The sequence below is a fragment of the Nonomuraea jabiensis genome, assembly GCF_014204795.1.
GTDB lineage: Bacteria > Actinomycetota > Actinomycetes > Streptosporangiales > Streptosporangiaceae > Nonomuraea > Nonomuraea jabiensis.
Window position 1 is genome coordinate 5,301,044 of the sequence record NZ_JACHMB010000001.1, and the last position, 17,692, is coordinate 5,318,735.

At 71.6% G+C, this 17,692-nt stretch carries 16 protein-coding genes; 8 read left to right on the forward strand and 8 right to left on the reverse strand.

Annotated features, from left to right (window positions below; translation table 11 throughout):
• Positions 1–101: 101 nt before the first annotated feature.
• The gene (locus HD596_RS24470) at positions 102–1,223 is read left to right on the forward strand and encodes an extracellular solute-binding protein (protein ID WP_185071658.1); all 1,122 of its coding nucleotides are present in this window, start codon (positions 102–104) and stop codon (positions 1,221–1,223) included.
• Positions 1,224–1,333: 110 nt separating this feature from the next.
• Here HD596_RS24470 and HD596_RS24475 read toward each other — a convergent pair whose 3' ends face one another.
• Together HD596_RS24475 and gabT are read right to left on the reverse strand one after the other, a co-directional pair.
• Complete coding sequence (locus HD596_RS24475) at positions 1,334–1,585, reverse strand: hypothetical protein (RefSeq protein WP_246554772.1); 252 nt, start codon at positions 1,583–1,585, stop codon at positions 1,334–1,336.
• A 158-nt stretch (positions 1,586–1,743) separates the two neighbouring features.
• Positions 1,744–3,072 (reverse strand): 4-aminobutyrate--2-oxoglutarate transaminase, encoded by a 1,329-nt coding sequence (gene gabT, locus HD596_RS24480; protein WP_185071659.1) that lies wholly within the window; start codon positions 3,070–3,072, stop codon positions 1,744–1,746.
• Between the two features lie 125 nt (positions 3,073–3,197).
• Here gabT and HD596_RS24485 point away from each other — a divergent pair, with 125 nt between their 5' ends.
• On the forward strand, positions 3,198–4,817 hold the full coding sequence (locus HD596_RS24485) for a PucR family transcriptional regulator (protein ID WP_376775874.1): 1,620 nt from the start codon (positions 3,198–3,200) through the stop codon (positions 4,815–4,817).
• A 4-nt stretch (positions 4,818–4,821) separates the two neighbouring features.
• On the opposite strand, the gene HD596_RS24490 is transcribed toward HD596_RS24485, so the two are convergent.
• A complete protein-coding gene (locus tag HD596_RS24490; RefSeq protein ID WP_185071661.1) occupies positions 4,822–5,448 on the reverse strand; it encodes a TetR/AcrR family transcriptional regulator in 627 nt (208 codons plus the stop codon).
• Between the two features lie 296 nt (positions 5,449–5,744).
• Here HD596_RS24490 and HD596_RS24495 point away from each other — a divergent pair, with 296 nt between their 5' ends.
• A complete protein-coding gene (locus HD596_RS24495) occupies positions 5,745–7,172 on the forward strand; it encodes an aldehyde dehydrogenase family protein (protein ID WP_185071662.1) in 1,428 nt (475 codons plus the stop codon).
• Between the two features lie 144 nt (positions 7,173–7,316).
• On the opposite strand, the gene ispG is transcribed toward HD596_RS24495, so the two are convergent.
• Positions 7,317–8,480, reverse strand: a complete 1,164-nt coding sequence (ispG, locus tag HD596_RS24500) for a flavodoxin-dependent (E)-4-hydroxy-3-methylbut-2-enyl-diphosphate synthase (RefSeq protein WP_185071663.1) — start codon at positions 8,478–8,480, stop codon at positions 7,317–7,319.
• A gap of 39 nt (positions 8,481–8,519) precedes the next feature.
• Complete coding sequence (gene dxr / locus HD596_RS24505; RefSeq protein ID WP_185071664.1) at positions 8,520–9,698, reverse strand: 1-deoxy-D-xylulose-5-phosphate reductoisomerase; 1,179 nt, start codon at positions 9,696–9,698, stop codon at positions 8,520–8,522.
• Between the two features lie 198 nt (positions 9,699–9,896).
• On the opposite strand from dxr, the gene HD596_RS24510 reads away from it, so the two are divergent.
• From HD596_RS24510 to HD596_RS24525, 4 genes are all read left to right on the forward strand, one after another.
• On the forward strand, positions 9,897–10,892 hold the full coding sequence (locus HD596_RS24510; RefSeq protein ID WP_185071665.1) for a trypsin-like serine peptidase: 996 nt from the start codon (positions 9,897–9,899) through the stop codon (positions 10,890–10,892).
• A 55-nt stretch (positions 10,893–10,947) separates the two neighbouring features.
• The gene (locus HD596_RS24515; RefSeq protein WP_246554775.1) at positions 10,948–12,084 is read left to right on the forward strand and encodes a trypsin-like serine peptidase; all 1,137 of its coding nucleotides are present in this window, start codon (positions 10,948–10,950) and stop codon (positions 12,082–12,084) included.
• A gap of 136 nt (positions 12,085–12,220) precedes the next feature.
• On the forward strand, positions 12,221–13,810 hold the full coding sequence (locus HD596_RS24520; RefSeq protein ID WP_185071666.1) for an alpha/beta hydrolase: 1,590 nt from the start codon (positions 12,221–12,223) through the stop codon (positions 13,808–13,810).
• Between the two features lie 77 nt (positions 13,811–13,887).
• Positions 13,888–14,730 (forward strand): GNAT family N-acetyltransferase, encoded by an 843-nt coding sequence (locus HD596_RS24525; protein WP_185078698.1) that lies wholly within the window; start codon positions 13,888–13,890, stop codon positions 14,728–14,730.
• On the opposite strand, the gene HD596_RS24530 is transcribed toward HD596_RS24525, so the two are convergent.
• The 3 genes from HD596_RS24530 to HD596_RS24540 are packed head-to-tail and all read right to left on the reverse strand — an operon-like array spanning position 14,727 to position 17,155.
• On the reverse strand, positions 14,727–15,104 hold the full coding sequence (locus HD596_RS24530; RefSeq protein ID WP_185071667.1) for a DUF3037 domain-containing protein: 378 nt from the start codon (positions 15,102–15,104) through the stop codon (positions 14,727–14,729). The genes HD596_RS24525 and HD596_RS24530 overlap by 4 nt on opposite strands.
• Positions 15,101–15,931, reverse strand: coding sequence for a HipA family kinase (locus HD596_RS24535; RefSeq protein ID WP_221519495.1), 831 nt, complete (start codon positions 15,929–15,931; stop codon positions 15,101–15,103). The genes HD596_RS24530 and HD596_RS24535 overlap by 4 nt, the downstream gene beginning before the upstream one ends.
• Before the next feature lie 42 nt (positions 15,932–15,973).
• Positions 15,974–17,155, reverse strand: coding sequence for an FAD-dependent oxidoreductase (locus tag HD596_RS24540; protein ID WP_185071669.1), 1,182 nt, complete (start codon positions 17,153–17,155; stop codon positions 15,974–15,976).
• A 54-nt stretch (positions 17,156–17,209) separates the two neighbouring features.
• Between HD596_RS24540 and HD596_RS24545 the strand changes: the two genes are divergently transcribed.
• Entirely contained in the window at positions 17,210–17,674 is a 465-nt protein-coding gene (locus HD596_RS24545; protein WP_185071670.1) for a MarR family winged helix-turn-helix transcriptional regulator, read from the forward strand.
• Positions 17,675–17,692 lie beyond the last annotated feature (18 nt).

A 17,692-nucleotide genomic window follows, 5' to 3' on the forward strand; every position in this document is an offset into this window, starting at 1 on the left:
GCGTGCCACGCCCGGGGCGGGCGGGACGAGCGTCCCTCCCGCCCCACTCCCCGGTAAGCTCCAGCACACGGACCCAGCACATGGGGACAGGGGGGGACATCGTGAATCGTCGTCGTGGTTATGCCCTGGCGCTCGCCGCGTCGGTGCTGATCGCAGGCATGGGCGCGGCCCGTCCGACCCCCGCCCCCACACGCACTCCCAGCCCCAGCCCCACCCCCACGCCGAGCGCGACGCAGAGCGACGGCACGCTCCAGATCCTCACCTACCGCGGTTACGCCGAGTACGGCGGCACCAGCCCCAAGGTCAACTGGGTGGGCAACTTCGAGAAGGAGACCGGCTGCCGGATCGCCAAGCTCGACACCGTGCAGAGCGCGAAGGAGATGGAGGACCTGTCCGCCCAGCGGCCGTACGACGTCATCTCCGCCGGGCCCGCGCTGGCCGCCAAGCTGATCGAGGACAAGCAGGCGCAGCCCATCGACCCGGCCAAGGTGAGCGGCTACGACGACATCGACAAGCGCTTCCGCGACATGTCCACCGTGTCCGGCAAGGTGTACGGCGTGCCGTACCTGTGGGGCTATCACGAGTTCATCTACGACTCGACCAAGGTCAAGGGCGATCTGAAGCAGGCGTTCGCCTCCGACCGGGTGGCGCTCAGGGACAGCCCGCTGACGATCGCCGACGCCGCGCTGGCCGACGGCTCGGCGAAGGACCCGTACGAGCTGAGCCAGGACGAGCTCGACCGCGCGGTGGCGCTGCTCGAGCAGAGCAAGGGGCGCACGTACTGGCGCAGCCCGATCGACCTGGTGCAGGGGTTCGCGACCGGGTCGCTCGACTACGCCCAGGCCACCCCGTACTACCGCCTGCTCCTGCAGAAGGCCGGAAAGCCGGTCAAGGCGCTCCAGACGCCCGAGACGACCGGCTGGGTGGACTCCTGGATGCTCGGCGTGAACGTCCCCGACACCACCTGTGCCTACCGGTGGCTCAACTGGGTGACCGCGGCCAACGCCCAGCGCGACGCCGCCGCGTGGGTGGGGCTGGCCCCGGCCAACGCCAAGGCGTGCAAGGGACGGGCCAAGGCGATGTGCGACCTGTACGGGCGAGGCAAGAAACTCGACCGGGTCGCCTTCGCCGTACGGCCTCCCGGGGATTGCCGGGCGGATAGCGGGGAATGCACTGATTACGCCACTTGGGGCAAAAGGTGGACAGCGCTGCTCGCCAAGTGAGCGAGACCGACAGTGCCGCGGACGCGCCCGTTCCCCCCTGGGCGCCGCCCGCAAGGGACGCCCCGGGCCTTCCCCCCCGTCCCGGGGCGTCTCGTAAGAGACGTGCTCGCTCAGCGGGACGGGAAGGCCACCACCGTCGACTTGGGCGTGGGCAGCAGGGCCTCGGCGCAGTCGTTGCAGGCCAGGACCGCCGAGTCGTCGGGCAGTCGCCCCACGCGCACGCGGGGTCGCGGCCATCTCTTGTGACAGACGACGCAGGCGTCGCCCTCGCGCTGGGCCCAGGTCAGGCCCTCAGGGTCGAACGTCAACATGCTCCGCGCCGTTCTGGTCGGGCTCCAGCTCATCATGCTTCCCGCAGTCATCGCCCATCCGTATACCGGAACCGTTATAACCCTGACCGTGGCCGTGAGTGTCCTGCTGAGCGTCAAGTCAGGGTGAATTCTCTACCCGAACGGCGCCACTTACACCACAAAATCGGACATCCAGCCGCAAGCCGGATGCCCGATTGGTGGGGTTTGTTCTAGAGTTCCGCGATCGCCTTCTCCAGGATGCCGAGGCCCTCCTCAAGCAGGTGCTCGGGGATGACGAGCGGGGGCAGGAAGCGCAGGACGTTTCCGTACGTGCCCGCCGTCAGGACCAGCAGGCCCTCGGCGTGGCAGCGCTTGACGACCTCCTGGACGGCGGTGGGGTTCGGCTCCTTGGTGCCCGGCTCGACCAGCTCGATCGCGATCATCGCGCCCCGGCCGCGGACGTCGCCGATCACGTCGAAGCGCTCCTGGAGGGACTTGAGGCGGGGGAGCATGATCTCGCCGATCCGGCGGGCCTTCGCGACGAGGCCCTCCTCCTCGATGGTCTCCAGCACGCCGAGCGCGGCCTCGCAGGCCAGGGGGTTGCCGCCGTACGTGCCGCCGAGGCCGCCGACGTGCACCTTGTCCATGATCTCCGCGCGCCCGGTCACGGCGGCCAGCGGCAGGCCGCCCGCGATGCCCTTGGCCGTGGTGATGATGTCGGGCACGACGCCCTCGTCCTCGCAGGCGAACAGGTCGCCCGTCCTGGCGAAGCCGGTCTGCACCTCGTCGGCCACGAACACGATGCCGTTGGCCTTGCAGAACTCCGCGATGCGCGGCAGGAAGCCCTTGGCCGGCTCGATGAACCCGCCCTCGCCCGCGATCGGCTCGATCACCACGGCGGCCACGTTGCCCGGGCCGATCTGCTTGGTGATCATGTCGATGGCCTGCGCCGCGGCCTCCTCGGCGCAGTTCTCGGGGCCGGAGGGCCAGCGGTACGGGTACGCCAGCGGCACCCGGTACACCTCCGGCGCGAACGGGCCGAAGCCGTGCTTGTACGGCATGTTCTTGGCCGTCAGGGTCATCGTCAGCAGCGTGCGGCCGTGGTAGCCGTGGTCGAACACGACGACGGCCTGCCTGCCCGTGGCGTGCCTGGCGATCTTGACCGCGTTCTCCACGGCCTCGGCGCCCGAGTTCACCAGGAACGTGCGCTTCTCGTGCTCGCCCGGCGTCAGCTCGTTGAGCTTCTCGCACACCCGGACGTACGACTCGTACGGGGTCACCATGAAACAGGTGTGGGTGAAGTCGGCGACCTGCCTCTGGACGCGTTCGACGACCTTGGGCGCGGCGTTGCCCACGTTGGTCACGGCGATGCCGGAGCCGAAGTCGATCAGCGAGTTCCCGTCGGCGTCCTGCACCACGCCGCCGCCGGCGCGGGTGACGAAGACCGGCAGCGTGGTGCCGATGCCGGGCGGGACGGCGGCCTGCTTGCGGGCCAGCAACTCCTGCGACTTGGGGCCTGGGATCGCGGTCACGACGCGCCGCTCCTGGGGAATGCTCATGGACTCGACGCTACGGCGGGCTCCCACCTGCGCCGATACGTCGATATGTCACACTGAAGGGGGTCGTCTTTGCCGGAATGGACAAATTTCGTATGCCGCCTACGCTCCGGACCGTCGTACGCCGCATGAGGCTCCGGCCGGTGGCCGGAATTCCCGGCCATGGGGCCCGCGGCGTGCTGGACGCAGCGGTGCGCTGGGTGGCGGTCAGCGAGCTCGCGGACCCGACGCCGTACCTGGAGGGCGGGGAGCTCCTCCTCACCACGGGCATGCGGATGGAAGGCGACCAGTCCCAGTATGTCGCCCGCCTCGTGGCCCGCGGCGTCGCCGGGCTGGGCTTCGGGGTCGGCGTCTCGCACGAGGAGGTGCCCCCCGCCCTGGTGACCGCCGCCGAGGAGGCGGGGCTGCCGCTGTTCGAGGTGCCGCGGGAGACGCCGTTCATCGCGATCGGCAAGGGGGTCAGCGAGCTGCTGGCGGCCGAGCAGTACGACGAGATCAGCCGCGCCTTCGCCGCCCAGGGCCGCCTGACGCGGGCGGCGCTCCGGCCGGAGGGCATGCATGCGGTGATCGACCGGCTCGCCAAGGAGGTCGGGGGGTGGGCCGCGCTGCTGGACGAGGCGGGCGAGGTACGGCACGCCACGCGCGGCGCCAACACCGAGGCGGTCGTCTCCGAGCTCTCCCGCCTCCGCACCGCCACCCGTCCCTCTGCGCCCCGCCACCCGGAGTCCGGTCGCGCCGCTGAGCCTCGCCCCGTGGAGCCCGGCCGCCATCCGGAGCCAGGCGGGCTTACGGAGCCGGGCCCTAGCGGGGAGACGGGCGCCGGTGGCGGTGGCGGTGGCGGGCGTGTGGGGGCGTTGCCTGCGAGCCTGGCGCTGTCGGGGCCGGGGGAGCACATCGTGGTGCAGCCGCTGGGCGGCGGCGCGCGGCCGCGCGGCTTCTTCGCCGTCGGGGGCGGGCAGCCCTTCTCGCCCGTGACCCACACGGTCATCAACGCCGCGGGCTCCCTGCTCACCCTGGCGCTGGAGCAGGGCAGGACCCAGCTGGAGGCCGCGCGGCGGGCCCGCTCCGCCGTACTGGAGCTGCTGCTGTCGGGCGCGCGGGAGCAGGCGCGGGCGGTGCTGGAGCCGCTCGGCGGGCGGCTCCCGGAGGAGCCGCTGGCGGTGCTGGCGGCGGGCGCCGACGCGCTGGAGGCGCTGGAGCCGCTCGCGTTCGCGGCGCTGCTCACCGGCGAGGGTGCCCTGGCAGACAGGCCGCTGGCGGTCGCCCTCGTGCCCGACACCGTGGCGGAGAAGGTGGCGCTGGAGGCGGACGCGCCGGTGGGCGTGAGCCTGCCGTGCGGTTACGCCCCCGAGGGCCTGAACGGCGCGCTGGACCAGGCGAGGCGGGCCCTGGCGGCGGCACCCGGGAGCGGCGGGGGGCCGGGGAAGGGGCGCGGCCGGGTCGTGAGGTTCGCGGAGCTGGCCGGGCAGGGGCTGCTCGGGCTGCTCGACCGGGCCGCCGCCCAGGCGTTCGCCACCGCGCTGCTGGCCCCGCTCACCGCGTACGGGTCCCGGGCCGACCTGGTCGAGTCGCTACGCGCGTACCTCGACAGCAACGGCCACTGGGACGCGGCGGCGCAGCGGCTCGGCGTGCACCGCCACACCCTGCGCTACCGCATGAAACGCGTCACCGAGCTGCTCGGGCGCGACCTCGACGACCCGGGCGTGCGCGCCGAGCTGTGGCTCGCGCTCGAAGCCACCCGCCGATGACGCGCTAGTCCTGCTTCTCCACCCGATAGCAGCAGATGGTCGCCGTCGTCACCGCCTCGTACGTGCGCCCGTCACGCAGGTGACCGGCGCGTTCCAAGCTGATGGCCCCCTGGGCCGCCGCCCACAGCGCGTCCGCGATCTTGCGGGGCTGGGTCGGGACCAGGTAGCCGGCGGAGATGCAGTCGGCGATCACCCGGTCGAGGATGTTCAGGGCGGCGCGGGCCAGGGTCCTGGCGCGCTCGCTGGGTTCGAAACCGGGGATCGCCCGCTCGAACATCAGGCTGTAGTAGCCGGGCTCCGACAGGCACGCCTGGCGGTACGCGGGTCCGAGCGCGCTCAGATGCTCGAACGGGTTGCGCCGCGCCGGCACCGCCTCCAGAAAGCGTCGAAAACGCTCGAAGCCCTCCAGATAGAGCGCCTCCGCCAGCCCCTCCCTGTTGCCGAACATCGTGTAGATGACGGTCGTCGTGCATCCCGCCTCGGCCGCGATCCGGCGCATGGTCAGGCTCTCGGGCCCGTCGCTCTCGAGGAGGTTCACCGCCACGTCGAGGAGGCGGGAGCGGAGTTCGTCGTGGGTGGCGCGCTCACCCAGCAGGTAGGCGCCCTGCAGCCCCAGCGGCGCCGAAGTCATGAGGCCTCCTCTGCGGCCAAGGAGCAGCTATGCGTCCTTGTGACCTCACGCTGTTCGGTCACGGGGCCCACGCCTTTCTCAGATCGGGGGCCCGCCGCGCTGGAGACCCGCAACCGATGACTTAGCCATGGCGGAGATCGCTCAAACCACTCCGCATGGTAAACATCCCGAATTGGGTCTACTTCTGTTACATCATGGGTATACCAGGGGGCTTGTACTTAACGGTGAGCCCTGGTGGGAGTCTTGTGCACCCTGGTGTAAATCCCCCATCTCCAGCGTGGCATAACGTCGTGTGCATGGACGTGCGTACCTTCTGGCTGGCCGGCCGCGCCGCGACCGGGGACTCCGAGCTCACTGTGACCAACCCGCATGACGGCCGTGCGATCGGGCGGCACTCCGTACCGACCGATGCCCAGGTCGAAGAGGCCATCGCGGCTGCGCACGCGGTGGCGCGGGAGGCCGCCGCGCTGCCCGTGCACGTGCGGGCCGAGGCGCTGGCCCACGTGTCGCGCCGGCTCGCCGAGCGGGCCGACGAGATCGCCCACCTGATCACGGCCGAGAACGGCAAGCCGATCTTCTGGGCGCGCGGCGAGGTCAACCGCGCCGTCGCCACGTTCCGCTTCGCGGCGGAGGAGGCCCGCCGCTGGTCGGGCGACGTGCAGCGGCTCGACACCGAGCCCGCCGCGGCCGGGCGGCTGGCGTACGTCTCGCGCGTCCCCTACGGGCCCGTGCTGGCGATCACCCCGTTCAACTTCCCGCTGAACCTGGTCGCCCACAAGGTCGCCCCCGCCATCGCCGTCGGCGCCCCCGTCATCGTCAAGCCCGCCCCCGCCACGCCGCTCTCCTCGCTCCTGCTCGGCGAGATCCTGGCGGAGACGGACCTGCCCGCGGGGATGTTCTCGGTGCTGCCGATCGAGAACGAGCGCGCCTCGGCGCTCGTCCAGGACCCCCGGCTCCCTGTGGTGTCCTTCACGGGCTCGGCGCCCGTCGGGTACGCCATCGCCGACCAGGTCCCGCGCAAGCACGTGACGCTCGAACTGGGCGGCAACGCCGCCGCCGTCGTGCTGTCCGACGCCGACCTCGACTGGGCGGCGCAGCGCATCGCCCTCTTCTCCAACTACCAGGCCGGCCAGAGCTGCATCGCCGTGCAGCGGGTCATCGTCGAGCAGCCCGTGTACGACGCCTTCGTCGAGCGCCTCCTCCCGGCCGTCTCCGGCCTCGTCACCGGCGACCCGGCGGACGAGAAGACCCAGGTGGGCCCGCTGGTCTCGGAGGCCGCCGCGGAGCGCGTGGAGCAGTGGGTCCAGGAGGCCGTCGCCGCGGGCGCCCGCGTCCTGGCCGGGGGCACCCGCGAGGGCGCCACGATCGCCCCGACCGTGCTGGCCGACGTCCCGCACGACGCCAAGGTGGCGTGCGAGGAGGTCTTCGGCCCCGTCATGATCCTCCAGCCCGCCGCCTCGATCGACGAGGCGTACGCGATGGTCAACGACTCGAAGTACGGCCTGCAGGCCGGGGTGTTCACCCGCTCCCTGGACGCCGCCTTCCGGGCGAACCGGGAGCTGGAGGTGGGCGGCGTGATCATCGGCGACGTGCCGTCGTACCGGGCCGACCAGATGCCGTACGGCGGGGTGAAGGATTCGGGGATCGGGCGCGAGGGCCTCCACTCGGCGATGGAGGACCTCACGTACGAGAAGGTCATGGTCCTGACGGGCCTGACGCTCTAGCCTCCTCCGCCCTTCGCAACCGACGAGCCCCGCACCCTCCGGCCACCGGCCGGGAGCCTGCGGGGCTCGACGCGCCTTTGCGGCGCTGGTGGCAGCGTCCGCGGGGCGGGCGGCATGCGACGCCACTCCGGCGCCCGCGGTGGGTCAGCTGACGGTGACCACGGGGCCGGAGTCGTCGTCGAGGTCGACGTCGACGCCCATCTCCTCGGCCAGCCGGAGCGCCTCCTCGATCAGGGTCTCCACGATCTGCGACTCCGGCACCGTCTTGATGACCTCGCCCTTGACGAAGATCTGCCCCTTGCCGTTGCCCGAGGCCACCCCCAGGTCCGCCTCACGGGCCTCCCCGGGGCCGTTGACCACGCAGCCCATGACGGCCACCCGCAGCGGCACCTTCAGGCCCTCAAGCCCGGCGTGCACCTGGTCGGCGAGGGTGTAGACGTCCACCTGGGCCCGGCCGCACGACGGGCAGGAGACGATCTCCAGGCCGCGCTCGCGCAGCCCGAGCGACTCCAGGATCTGGGTGCCGACCTTGACCTCCTCCACCGGAGGCGCGGACAGGGAGACGCGGATCGTGTCGCCGATGCCCTCCGCCAGCAGCGCGCCGAAGGCGACGGCGGACTTGATGGTCCCCTGGAAGGCCGGGCCGGCCTCGGTGACGCCCAGGTGGAGCGGGTAGTCGCACTTGGCGGCGAGCAGCCGGTACGCGTTGATCATCACGACCGGGTCGTTGTGCTTGACCGAGATCTTGATGTCGCGGAACCCGTGCTCCTCGAACAGCGAGCACTCCCAGAGCGCCGACTCCACCAGGGCCTCGGGCGTGGCCTTGCCGTACTTCTGCAGCAGGCGCGGGTCGAGCGACCCGGCGTTGACGCCGATGCGGATTGGCACCCCGTGGTCGGCCGCCGCCCGGGCGATCTCGCCCACCTTGTCGTCGAATTTCTTGATGTTGCCGGGGTTGACCCGAACCGCCGCGCAGCCCGCCTCGATGGCGGCGAAGACGTACTTCGGCTGGAAGTGGATGTCGGCGATGACCGGGATCTGCGACTTCTTGGCGATGATCGGCAGCGCGTCGGCGTCGTCCTGGGACGGGACGGCCACGCGTACGATCTGGCAGCCGGACGCCGTGAGCTCCGCGATCTGCTGCAACGTGGCGTTGACGTCGGCGGTGACCGTGGTCGTCATCGACTGCACCGAGACGGGTGCGTCGCCGCCCACCGGCACGCTGCCGACCATGATCTGGCGGGAGTGTCGGCGTTCGGCGAGCGGCTTGGGACGGACCGTCGGGATGCCGAGAGCTACAGAAGACATTTCAACCCTTACTGTGACGACGGTTTCCAGTCTAGGTAGTCAGCGGGACAGCTCGATCGCGCGGGCCCGGGCCCAGGCGTCGGCCGCGAGCACCTCCTCGACCGAGCCGGCCGGGGTGACCTGGTGCTCCTCGACCACCTTGGCCACGGTGTCGACGATCGCCAGGAACGGCAGCTCGCCCCGCATGAACGCATCGAGGCACGCCTCGTTGGCCGCGTTGTAGACGGCGGGCGCGGTGCCGCCCTCGCCGCCGACGTGCCTGGCCAGCGCGACGGAGGGGAACGCGACGTCGTCGAGGGGTTCGAACGTCCACGTGTGCGCCTTGGTCCAGTCGATGGCCCGCGCGGCGCCCGGGACGCGGCGGGGGTGGCTGAGCGCGAGCGCGATCGGCAGCCGCATGTCGGGCGGGCTGGCCTGGGCCACCGTCGAGCCGTCGACGTATTCCACCATGGAGTGGATGATCGACTGCGGGTGGACCACGACCTCAATGCGGTCGAAACCCAAGTCGAACAGCAGGTGCGCCTCGATGACCTCCAGCCCCTTGTTGACCAGGGTGGCGGAGTTGATCGTGATGACCGGGCCCATCGACCAGGTGGGGTGGGCCAGCGCCATCTCGGGCGTGACGTCGGCCATCTCCTCGCGCTTCATCCCCCGGAACGGCCCGCCGCTCGCGGTGATCACGAGCTGCTTGACGCTGTCGGGGTCGTAGCCGTCGGGCCCCGAGGCCCACAGGCACTGCTGCACCGCCGAGTGCTCGGAGTCGACCGGGAGGATCTGGCCGGGCTTGGCGAGCCGCTTGACCAGCGGGCCGCCGATGATCAGGGACTCCTTGTTGGCCAGCGCGAGGGTCCTGCCCGCCTCCAGTGCGACCAGCGTGGAGGTCAGCCCGAGCGCGCCGGTGATGCCGTTGAGCACCATGTCGCACTGCCAGGCCGCCACCTCCGCGACCCCCTCGGGGCCGCCGAGCACCGTGGGCTTCGCGCCGTGCGCGGCCAGCGCTTCCTTCAGCGCGGGCACGGCCGCCGCGTCGGCCACCGCGACCGCCTCGACGCCGAACGCCGCCGCCTGCCTGGCCAGCAGGTCGACCCGGCCGCCACCCGCCGCCAGCCCGGCGACCTTGAAGCCGCCGGGGTTGGCGGCGACGACATCGAGGGCCTGGGTGCCGATGGAGCCGGTGGAGCCGAGCACCACGACGGATCGGAGGGTCTCTTCTTGCACCAGTCCATTGTCCCCGCTGCAGGGCGCGCTCGGGCACGCGGCACCGACCGCGCCAGAATTCCGGCACTTATGTGACCCGAGATAACGCAGTGAATTAATGCCGGAATACGGCTATATCGGTATGCGCAAATCTTGAGAAATCCGGATATTGCTACGGCTACCTTCCGTACCCCAGGTCCGGTTTTCGGGAGGTACGTAATGCACCGCGCAGTCGTTCTGCTTTCCATCCTCACCCTCACCACCGGCGGCGCCGTCCTGTTGCCCGCCGGTGGGGCGCAGGCCGGCGTGCGGCCCAGGCCCACCCAGCACGCGGCCGCGGACACCGTGTCCGAGCAGCGGCAGGTCCTGACGTACTGGACCGAGCAGCGGATGGAGGCAGCGCAGCCGCTGGACGCGCCCGGCCCGAAGAAGGGGGCGAAGGCGGCGCTGGGAGAGCCTGCCGAGGGCACCCCGTGGACCGCGCCGCCCACCGGGGCGACGCGTGCCGGGGTGGAGCCGCAGGCGGCCCGATCGTCCGGCGAGCCGTGGACCGGCTCGGGCGCGGTCGTGAAGACCACCGGCCGGATCTTCTTCACCACGCAGGGACGCAACGCGTCCTGCTCCGGCTCGGCGGTGACCAGCGCGAACAAGAGCGTGGTCCTCACCGCCGGCCACTGCGTCAAGCTGAACGGAACGTTCCACACGAACTGGGTCTTCGTGCCCGGCTACAACAACGGCAACCGCCCCTTCGGCACCTGGCCGGCCACGAAGCTGCTGACCACCCAGCAGTGGAACGCGAGCGAGGACATCAACTTCGACGTCGCCGCCGCCGTCGTGGCGCCGCTGGAGGGCAAGACGCTGGTGGACGTCGTGGGCGGCCAGGGCGTCGCGTTCAACCAGGGGAGAAGGCAGCAGATGTACGCGTTCGGCTACCCGGCGGCGGCGCCGTACGACGGCTCGAAGCTCATCTACTGCAGCGGGCGGACCTTCGACGACTTCCTCGCCAGCGAGGACCACGGCCTGACCTGCAACATGACCGGCGGGTCGAGCGGCGGTCCCTGGATGCTCAATTTCAACGAGTCGACCGGCCTCGGCACCCAGAATTCGGTCAACAGCTTCAAATACAACTTCGCCCCCAACTGGATGTTCGGCCCATATTTCGGGAACGAGGCGCAGAGCGTCTACCAAGCGGCGCAGAGCACCAACGCACTCTGAGTCATTCACCGAAAGTAGTCACAAGAACACATCTCGTGGTGCAGACTCGGGGGGCATGACCTTGAGCACCCCCCTGCTAGCGGCCGCCCCGCTTTTGGCGGGGCTGATCGGGCCCGCCCTCCTCGGTGCGGCCCCCGGCCAGCAGCAGGCCGACCGACCCGACCACAGGGCGATGCGTCACGAGATAGTCGAGCACGTGGCCGCCCGCACCACCGCCGAGCAGCGGCGCGTGCTCGACTACTGGACGCCGGAGCGCATGGCCAAGGCCCTGCCGATCGACCTGCTGGACACCGTGACGGACGGCTCGGGCCTGCTGAGCGGCCTGACGGGCCGCACGGAGGTACGCACCGCTCATGACGTGTCGAGTCGGCGCCTGACCCCGCGGGGGGACGGCGTGACCACGGGCATGGCGGCTGACGGCCTGGCCGCCTCGCTCTGGGACCGCACGCTCCAGCACCAGGCGGCGGCGAGGGACCAGGGGGCCCCGGCCAGGCGGCCCGAGACCAACACGGTCGGCTCGCGCTGGAACACCGGCGGCGCCGTGGCCAGGACCACCGGCCGCGTCTTCCTGACCGTGCGCGGGGCGGACTTCGTCTGCTCGGCCAGCACCGTACGCAGCGCCAACAGGGACGTCGTGGTCACCGCCGGGCACTGCGTCAAGGACGGCACGGGCGGATGGGCCGCCAACTGGACGTTCGTCCCGGCGTACGGGATGGGCGGCGCGCAGCGGTTCGGGCAGTACGCGGCCCGCCGCATGTTCGTCGCCGGACCCTGGTCGCGCAGCGGCGACGACAACTACGACGTGGGCATGGTCGCGCTGGCCACGTCCGGCGGCAGGCACGTGGCCGACGTGGTGGGCACGCAGGAGATCGCCTTCAACCCCGCACGCGGCGGCCAGGTGTTCGGCTTCGGCTACCCGGCCGACCCGCCGTACGACGGGCACCACCTGGTCTACTGCGCGGGGCGGCTGCGGGCCGACCCGTACGGGCAGAGCCGCGACCAGGGGCTGGGCTGCGAGATGACGGCGGGATCGAGCGGCGGGCCGTGGCTGACCACGTTCGACCTGGCCACGGGGAAGGGCACGATCACGTCGGTGAGCAGCTTCAAGTACAGCGACGACCAGCGCACCATGTACGGCCCGTACTTCGGCGACGCCGCCAAGGCCCTCTTCGACACGGCCGAACACGCGTAGCCGGGCCGCTAACGGCTACCACAGTTACTTCATGCAATCGAGCGATTACAGATTGGCAAGCTTTTCCCCATACGCAACGTGATCACCCGGTCGCTCACGGGAGCATCGCAGGGCCTATGAACAGGGAGGGGGCCGGGTGAAGCGGGTCGTTGGGGTTGTCGCCGGTGTCGCGGTGCTCGTCGGAGGGATAGCCAGCGGGGACGGGAGGGCGGTGGCCAGCGGTGCGAGACAAGCGCCGGCGGCCATCGCCTGGGGGCCGTGCCCGATAGGGAGTAACGGGAGGCCGGCGCCGGCCAACCTGGAGTGCGGCACCCTGCGCGTACCGCTCGACTACCGGGAGCCGTGGGGCCAGACGATCGAGCTGGCCGTCAACCGCGTCCGGGCCAGGGTCTCCAGGAGCGCCGGCTACCTGGGCGCGCTCCTGGTGAACCCGGGCGGGCCGGGCGCGCCGGGGCGGAGTCTGGCCGAGTACGTGGCCTCGTCCCTGCCGTCGGACGTGAGCGAGCGCTACGACATCGTCGGGTTCGATCCGCGCGGCGTCGGGGGCAGCGAGCCGACGCTGCACTGCGTGGACCCGGCGGTGTTCTTCAAGGCCCCGAGGCCGGACGCGGTGCCGAAGGGGCCGGCCGAGGAGCGGGAGCTGATCAGCCGGGCGCGCGAGTTCGCGGACCGGTGCGGCGCGCGCTGGTCCTGGCTGCTGCCGCACCTCACCACCGAGAACTCCGCCAGGGACATGGACTCGATCCGCGCCGCCCTCGGCGAGCAGAAGATCAGCTACCTCGGCTACTCGTACGGCACCTACCTGGGCGCCGTCTACGCCACGCTCTTCCCCGCCAGGGTCAGGCGGCTGGTCATGGACAGCACGGTCGACCCCACGAGCGTCTGGTACGAGGCCAACCTCCGGCAGGACGGCGCCTTCGAGCACCGCCACCGGCAGTTCCTGGCCTGGACGGCCAAGCACAACGACGTCTACCGGCTGGGCACCTCGCTCAAGCAGACGTCGTTCGCCTACTACGCGATGCGCGACCGGCTGCGGGCCCGCCCGGCCGGCGGCATCCTGGGGCCGAGCGAGCTGGACGACACCTTCACGGTAGCCGGGTACAGCGACCGGGTCTGGCCCGCGTTCGCCGCGGCCTGGTCCGCGTACGTGCGGCAGGGCGACGTGAAGGGCATGGTCGACATCTACAAGAAGCACGGCGAGGACGACAAGGCGGACGAGAACGGCTACGCCTCCTACCTGGGCGTCCAGTGCGCGGACGCCAAGTGGCCGCGCAAGTGGGAGAAGTGGCGCGACGACATGACCCGGCTGCACCGCCGGGCGCCGTTCCTGACCTGGCCGAACGCCTGGTTCAACGCCCCCTGCGCCTTCTGGCCGGTGCGGGGCGGGACGCCGGTCGAGGTGCAGGGCTCGGCGAACCTGCCGCCCGTGCTCCTCATCCAGTCCCGTGACGACGCCGCGACGCCGTACAAGGGCGCCCTGGAGATGCGCAGGCACTTCGTCCGCACGGGCATGGTGATCGACGGCGGCGGCAACCACGGCGTGTCGCTGTCCGGCAGCGAGTGCGTGGACGAGCACCTGGCGGCGTACCTGCGGGACGGCACGGTGCCGGCGCGGGACGTGGAGTGTGCGGCGCAGCCCGAGCCGCGCCCGTCGACCCACATGACGGCGGACGCCGTGAGCCCTCCGGCCGGACTCCTCGGGATCCTCGGCACCCTTGGGCTCTGACTGACGTCAAGAAAGGATTACCGTGGGCGTCTCCCACTGAGCCAATCGGTGCCCCTTCGCGTAGTGTGACCTTTGTGATGCTGCGTACATCGGCGTCGCGCGTGCTCGACGACAGCGACCGGGACGAGGTCCTAGCCCTGCTGGACACCGACCCGGTCGCGAACGTCTTCGTCTCCTCCAGAGTGCGGGCCGTCGGACTCAATCCGGCGAGGCTGGGCGGGCAGATGTGGGGGTTCGGGGCGCGAGGCGGCCTTGTGTCACTCTGTTACGCCGGGGCCAACATGGTGCCCGTCAACGCCGGCCCCGAGGCCGTGCACGCCTTCGCCGACCGTGCCCGCAAGCAGGGGCGCCGCTGCTCCTCCATCGTGGGCCCGGTCGACGCCGTCTCCCTGCTGTGGGAGCGTCTCGAGCCGCACTGGGGCCGGGCGCGCGCCATCCGCTGGGCTCAGCCGGTCATGGCCACCTCGCGCCGGCCGCCGGTGCCCGCCGATCCGCTGGTACGCCGGGTGCGGCCGGAGGAGTTCGACATCCTGCTGCCCGCCTGCGTGGCCATGTTCACCGAGGAAGTCGGCGTCTCGCCCAACCTCGGCGACGGCGGCGCGCTCTACCGGACCAGGGTCGCCGAGCTGATCAGGATCGGCCGCTCCTACGCGCGCATCGACGACGGCCGGGTGGTGTTCAAGGCGGAGATCGGGGCCGTCACGCCGCAGGCGTGCCAGATCCAGGGCGTCTGGGTCGCCCCCGAGCTGCGGGGGAAGGGCCATGCCGTGGCCGGCATGGCCGCCGTCGTGGAGGCCGCGAGGAGCCTGTTCGCCCCCGTGGTCACGCTGTACGTGAACGACTTCAACCTCTCGGCCAGGGCCGTCTACCGCAAGGTGGGCTTCCAGGAGGTCGACACCTTCATGTCCGTCCTTTTCTAGACACGGACGAGTTTGTCGAAGAGCCTGGCCAGCTCGGTGTCGGGGTCGGCGGTGAGGCCCGCGTGCACGGGCCCGGCCTGGACGATGGTGCTGCGCGGCGCGGTGAGCCAGCGGAACCTGCCGCCGAGCGACTCCTCGGCCAGCGGTCCGGGCCGCTCGCCGCAGGCCAGCTCGTACGCGCTGAGCGCACGGCGTACCCCGTCGAGATCGGCGTTGGGGTCGAGGGCCCGCAGCCGGGCGGAGTCGAGCTCGACCCGCGCGCACAGGTAGCCGCGCGGCTGGCAGTAGAGGAGCACGCCCGCGTTGATCAGCTCGCCGCGCTCGACCTTGGGCACCACGCGGATCACCGCGTACTCGTAGACGTCCCTGGTCACTTGCCGCCTCCCCGCCAGAACTCGCCCACCGACCCCTGGCCGCTCCGCGGCACCTTCGCCTCGCCGCGCACGAGCCACTCGCGCGGCCCGTGCGCCCGTTCCATCAGATGATCGACGTACGCCGCGCGCACCGCCCCCGGGCCGTCGAACCCCGGCTCGCCGTCCAGCCACTCGTCGGGCACCATCGCGGTCACGCTCTCCAGCAGCTCCCGCGTGATCCGCGCGGCCAGCAGGTCGCCCGCGGCCTCGACGTCGCCGGCGAAGGGCGCGAGCACGTGGTCGCCCGCGTCGAACGTCCGCTGGGGGTCGGCCGTGCGCCAGTTGTGGTGGAACCAGAGCGCCGCGCCGTGGTCGATCAGCCAGGTCTCGCGGTGCCAGACCAGCAGGTTGGGGTTGCGCCAGCTGCGGTCGACGTTGTGGATGAGGCCGTCGAACCACACCACCCTGGCCGCGAAATCCGGGTCCGCCGGCCAGGTCAGCGGCTCGAACCCCAGCGCGCCCGGCAGGAAGTCGACCGCCAGGTTGAGTCCGGTGCTGGCCTTGAGCAGGTCCTGTACCTCTTCGTCCGGCTCGCGGATGCCGAGCTGCGGGTCGAGGACGATGAGCTTGAGATCGGGGACCCTGAGCCCGAGCCGGCGGCCCAGCTCGGCCGCGACGATCTCGGCGACGAGCACCCGCCGGCCCTGGCCCGCCTCGCGAAACTTCACCACGTACGTGCCCAGGTCGTCGGCCTCGACGACGCCGGGCAGCGAACCGCCCTCTCGCAGCGGGGTCACGTAGCGGGTGACTGAGATCCTTTCCAGCACACGAGGAAGGCTATCGCCCATCCCTGCCCCTCTTCCTCACGGGACGGCCCGCGGCGGGTCCGGTCAGCCGGCCGGGCGGCGGAAGGGGGCGAAGGGGTGGTCGCGGGAGGCGTCGACGGCGGTGAAGGCGTAGTCGAGCATGCGGCGCTCGTACCCGGCCTTGGCGGCGGAGAGGGGCCGTCCCTCGGCCGCGGCGGCCGCGAGCAGCTCGCCCAGCAGGTGGGCGTCCCGCAGGCCCACGTTGGCGCCCTCGCCCCGGCCGGGGCTCATGCTGTGCACGGCGTCGCCGACCAGCGTGACCGCGGGCTCGTCCCAGGGCTCCACTCGCCGCGCCGAATGGAGCTGCAGCACGAACGTCGCCTCCGGGTCCGCCTCGCGCACGATGCGCCGCACGCCCTCGTGCCAGTCCCGCACCGTGTCCATGGCCAGCCGGTGCAGCCCGGCCGGGGGCACGCCGTCGGGCCGGGGGCCGGACGCGCTCATCGTCCATGAGAAGTAGCCGGGCACGTCCGTCAGGCGCGTGCCGGGAGCGTGGCGGGCCACGGCCTCGGGCACGGGGGTGAGCGGGCGGCAGGTGGCGATGCCGATGGCCGTGCCGTCGGGGGCGGTGACCCGGTTGAAGGAGTCGATCAGCTCGGGTGGCGTGGCGGCCAGCAGCTCGGGCGTGATCCACGTCCGGCCGTACAGCGTCCAGCCGAGCTCGTCCACCACGGCGCCGGGCAGGAGCTGCGCCCGCACCCGCGAGCCCACGCCCTCCGCTCCCACGAGCAGGTCGCCGTCCACCTGGTGGCCGCCCGCGAAGTGGGCGCGCACGCGGCCGCCGTCGAGCCGCTCGTACCGCTGGTAGTCCATGCCGAACCGGACCGTGCCCCCACCCGTGCCCGCCGGTTCGGCCAGGAGGATCTCGCGGAGCGTGAGCCGGTTGACGCCCAGGCCGTCGACGCCCGGCCGCTGCTCGGGGATGTCCTTGGCGAACTTGGGCCGCAGGCCGGAGTCCATGAAGATCATGCGGGTGGCCGGGCGGATGGAGGTCGCCACGGCCAGGTCGAACAGGTGGTCCGGCAGGCAGGCCCGCAGCGCCCGCGCGCCGGTGTCCTTGAGGCTGATGCGGTAGCCCTGGGGGCGGTGGGCGGCCGAGGGGTCGCGTTCGAAGAGGGTGACGGCGAGGCCGGTCCGGCGCAGGCCCTGGGCAAGGCACGATCCCGCGATTCCGCCTCCCACGATCAAGACATGTGTGTCGGTCATGTCGCGACTGTAACTGTCGCGACAGTAAATGTCTATACGGAGTATTCTCGGGAGATGGACGAGAACCGTGCGCCGCAGTCGACGTTCGAGCTGGTGCTGGGGGGAGGGTCGCTGCTCGTGCAGGTGGGCAGGGAGCTCAACACCGAGACCGAGCGGCGCCTGGCGCCCCTCGGGCTCACGGCGCAGCAGGCCGCGCTGCTGCTGCACGCCTCGCGCGGCGGCGGCACGCCCAGCCTGCTGAAACGCCGGCTCGGCACGGACACGGCCGGGATGACCAGGCTGCTCGACCGGCTGGAGGCCAAGGGGCTGCTGCGGCGGGAGCGGCATCCCGAGGACCGGCGCTCGATCGTCATCGAGCTGACCGACGAGGGGCGGGCGCTGGTGCCCAGCTTGCCGCCGATCTTCGGCAGGATCAGCCACCAGGTGTTCGCGGGGTTCTCGCCGGAGGAGGTCGCGCAGGTCACGGACATGCTGCGGCGGATCCTGGGCAACCTCGCCGAGGAGGGGCCGGGCGCCTAGAGAGGCCGGGTGGCGCGG

Excerpts from the sequence above, each read along its gene's own strand:
- HD596_RS24490 (WP_185071661.1), bottom strand. The coding sequence starts at position 5,448 with ATGACTTCGGCGCCGCTGGGGCTGCAGGGCGCCTACCTGCTGGGTGAG.
- gabT (WP_185071659.1), bottom strand. The coding sequence starts at position 3,072 with ATGAGCATTCCCCAGGAGCGGCGCGTCGTGACCGCGATCCCAGGCCCC.
- HD596_RS24535 (WP_221519495.1), bottom strand. The coding sequence starts at position 15,931 with ATGGGCGATAGCCTTCCTCGTGTGCTGGAAAGGATCTCAGTCACCCGC.
- HD596_RS24485 (WP_376775874.1), top strand. The coding sequence starts at position 3,198 with ATGAGGCTCCGGCCGGTGGCCGGAATTCCCGGCCATGGGGCCCGCGGC.
- ispG (WP_185071663.1), bottom strand. The coding sequence starts at position 8,480 with ATGTCTTCTGTAGCTCTCGGCATCCCGACGGTCCGTCCCAAGCCGCTC.
- HD596_RS24495 (WP_185071662.1), top strand. The coding sequence starts at position 5,745 with ATGGACGTGCGTACCTTCTGGCTGGCCGGCCGCGCCGCGACCGGGGAC.
- HD596_RS24540 (WP_185071669.1), bottom strand. The coding sequence starts at position 17,155 with ATGACCGACACACATGTCTTGATCGTGGGAGGCGGAATCGCGGGATCG.
- HD596_RS24545 (WP_185071670.1), top strand. The coding sequence starts at position 17,210 with ATGGACGAGAACCGTGCGCCGCAGTCGACGTTCGAGCTGGTGCTGGGG.
- HD596_RS24510 (WP_185071665.1), top strand. The coding sequence starts at position 9,897 with ATGCACCGCGCAGTCGTTCTGCTTTCCATCCTCACCCTCACCACCGGC.
- HD596_RS24475 (WP_246554772.1), bottom strand. The coding sequence starts at position 1,585 with ATGACTGCGGGAAGCATGATGAGCTGGAGCCCGACCAGAACGGCGCGG.
- HD596_RS24515 (WP_246554775.1), top strand. The coding sequence starts at position 10,948 with ATGACCTTGAGCACCCCCCTGCTAGCGGCCGCCCCGCTTTTGGCGGGG.
- HD596_RS24525 (WP_185078698.1), top strand. The coding sequence starts at position 13,888 with ATGCTGCGTACATCGGCGTCGCGCGTGCTCGACGACAGCGACCGGGAC.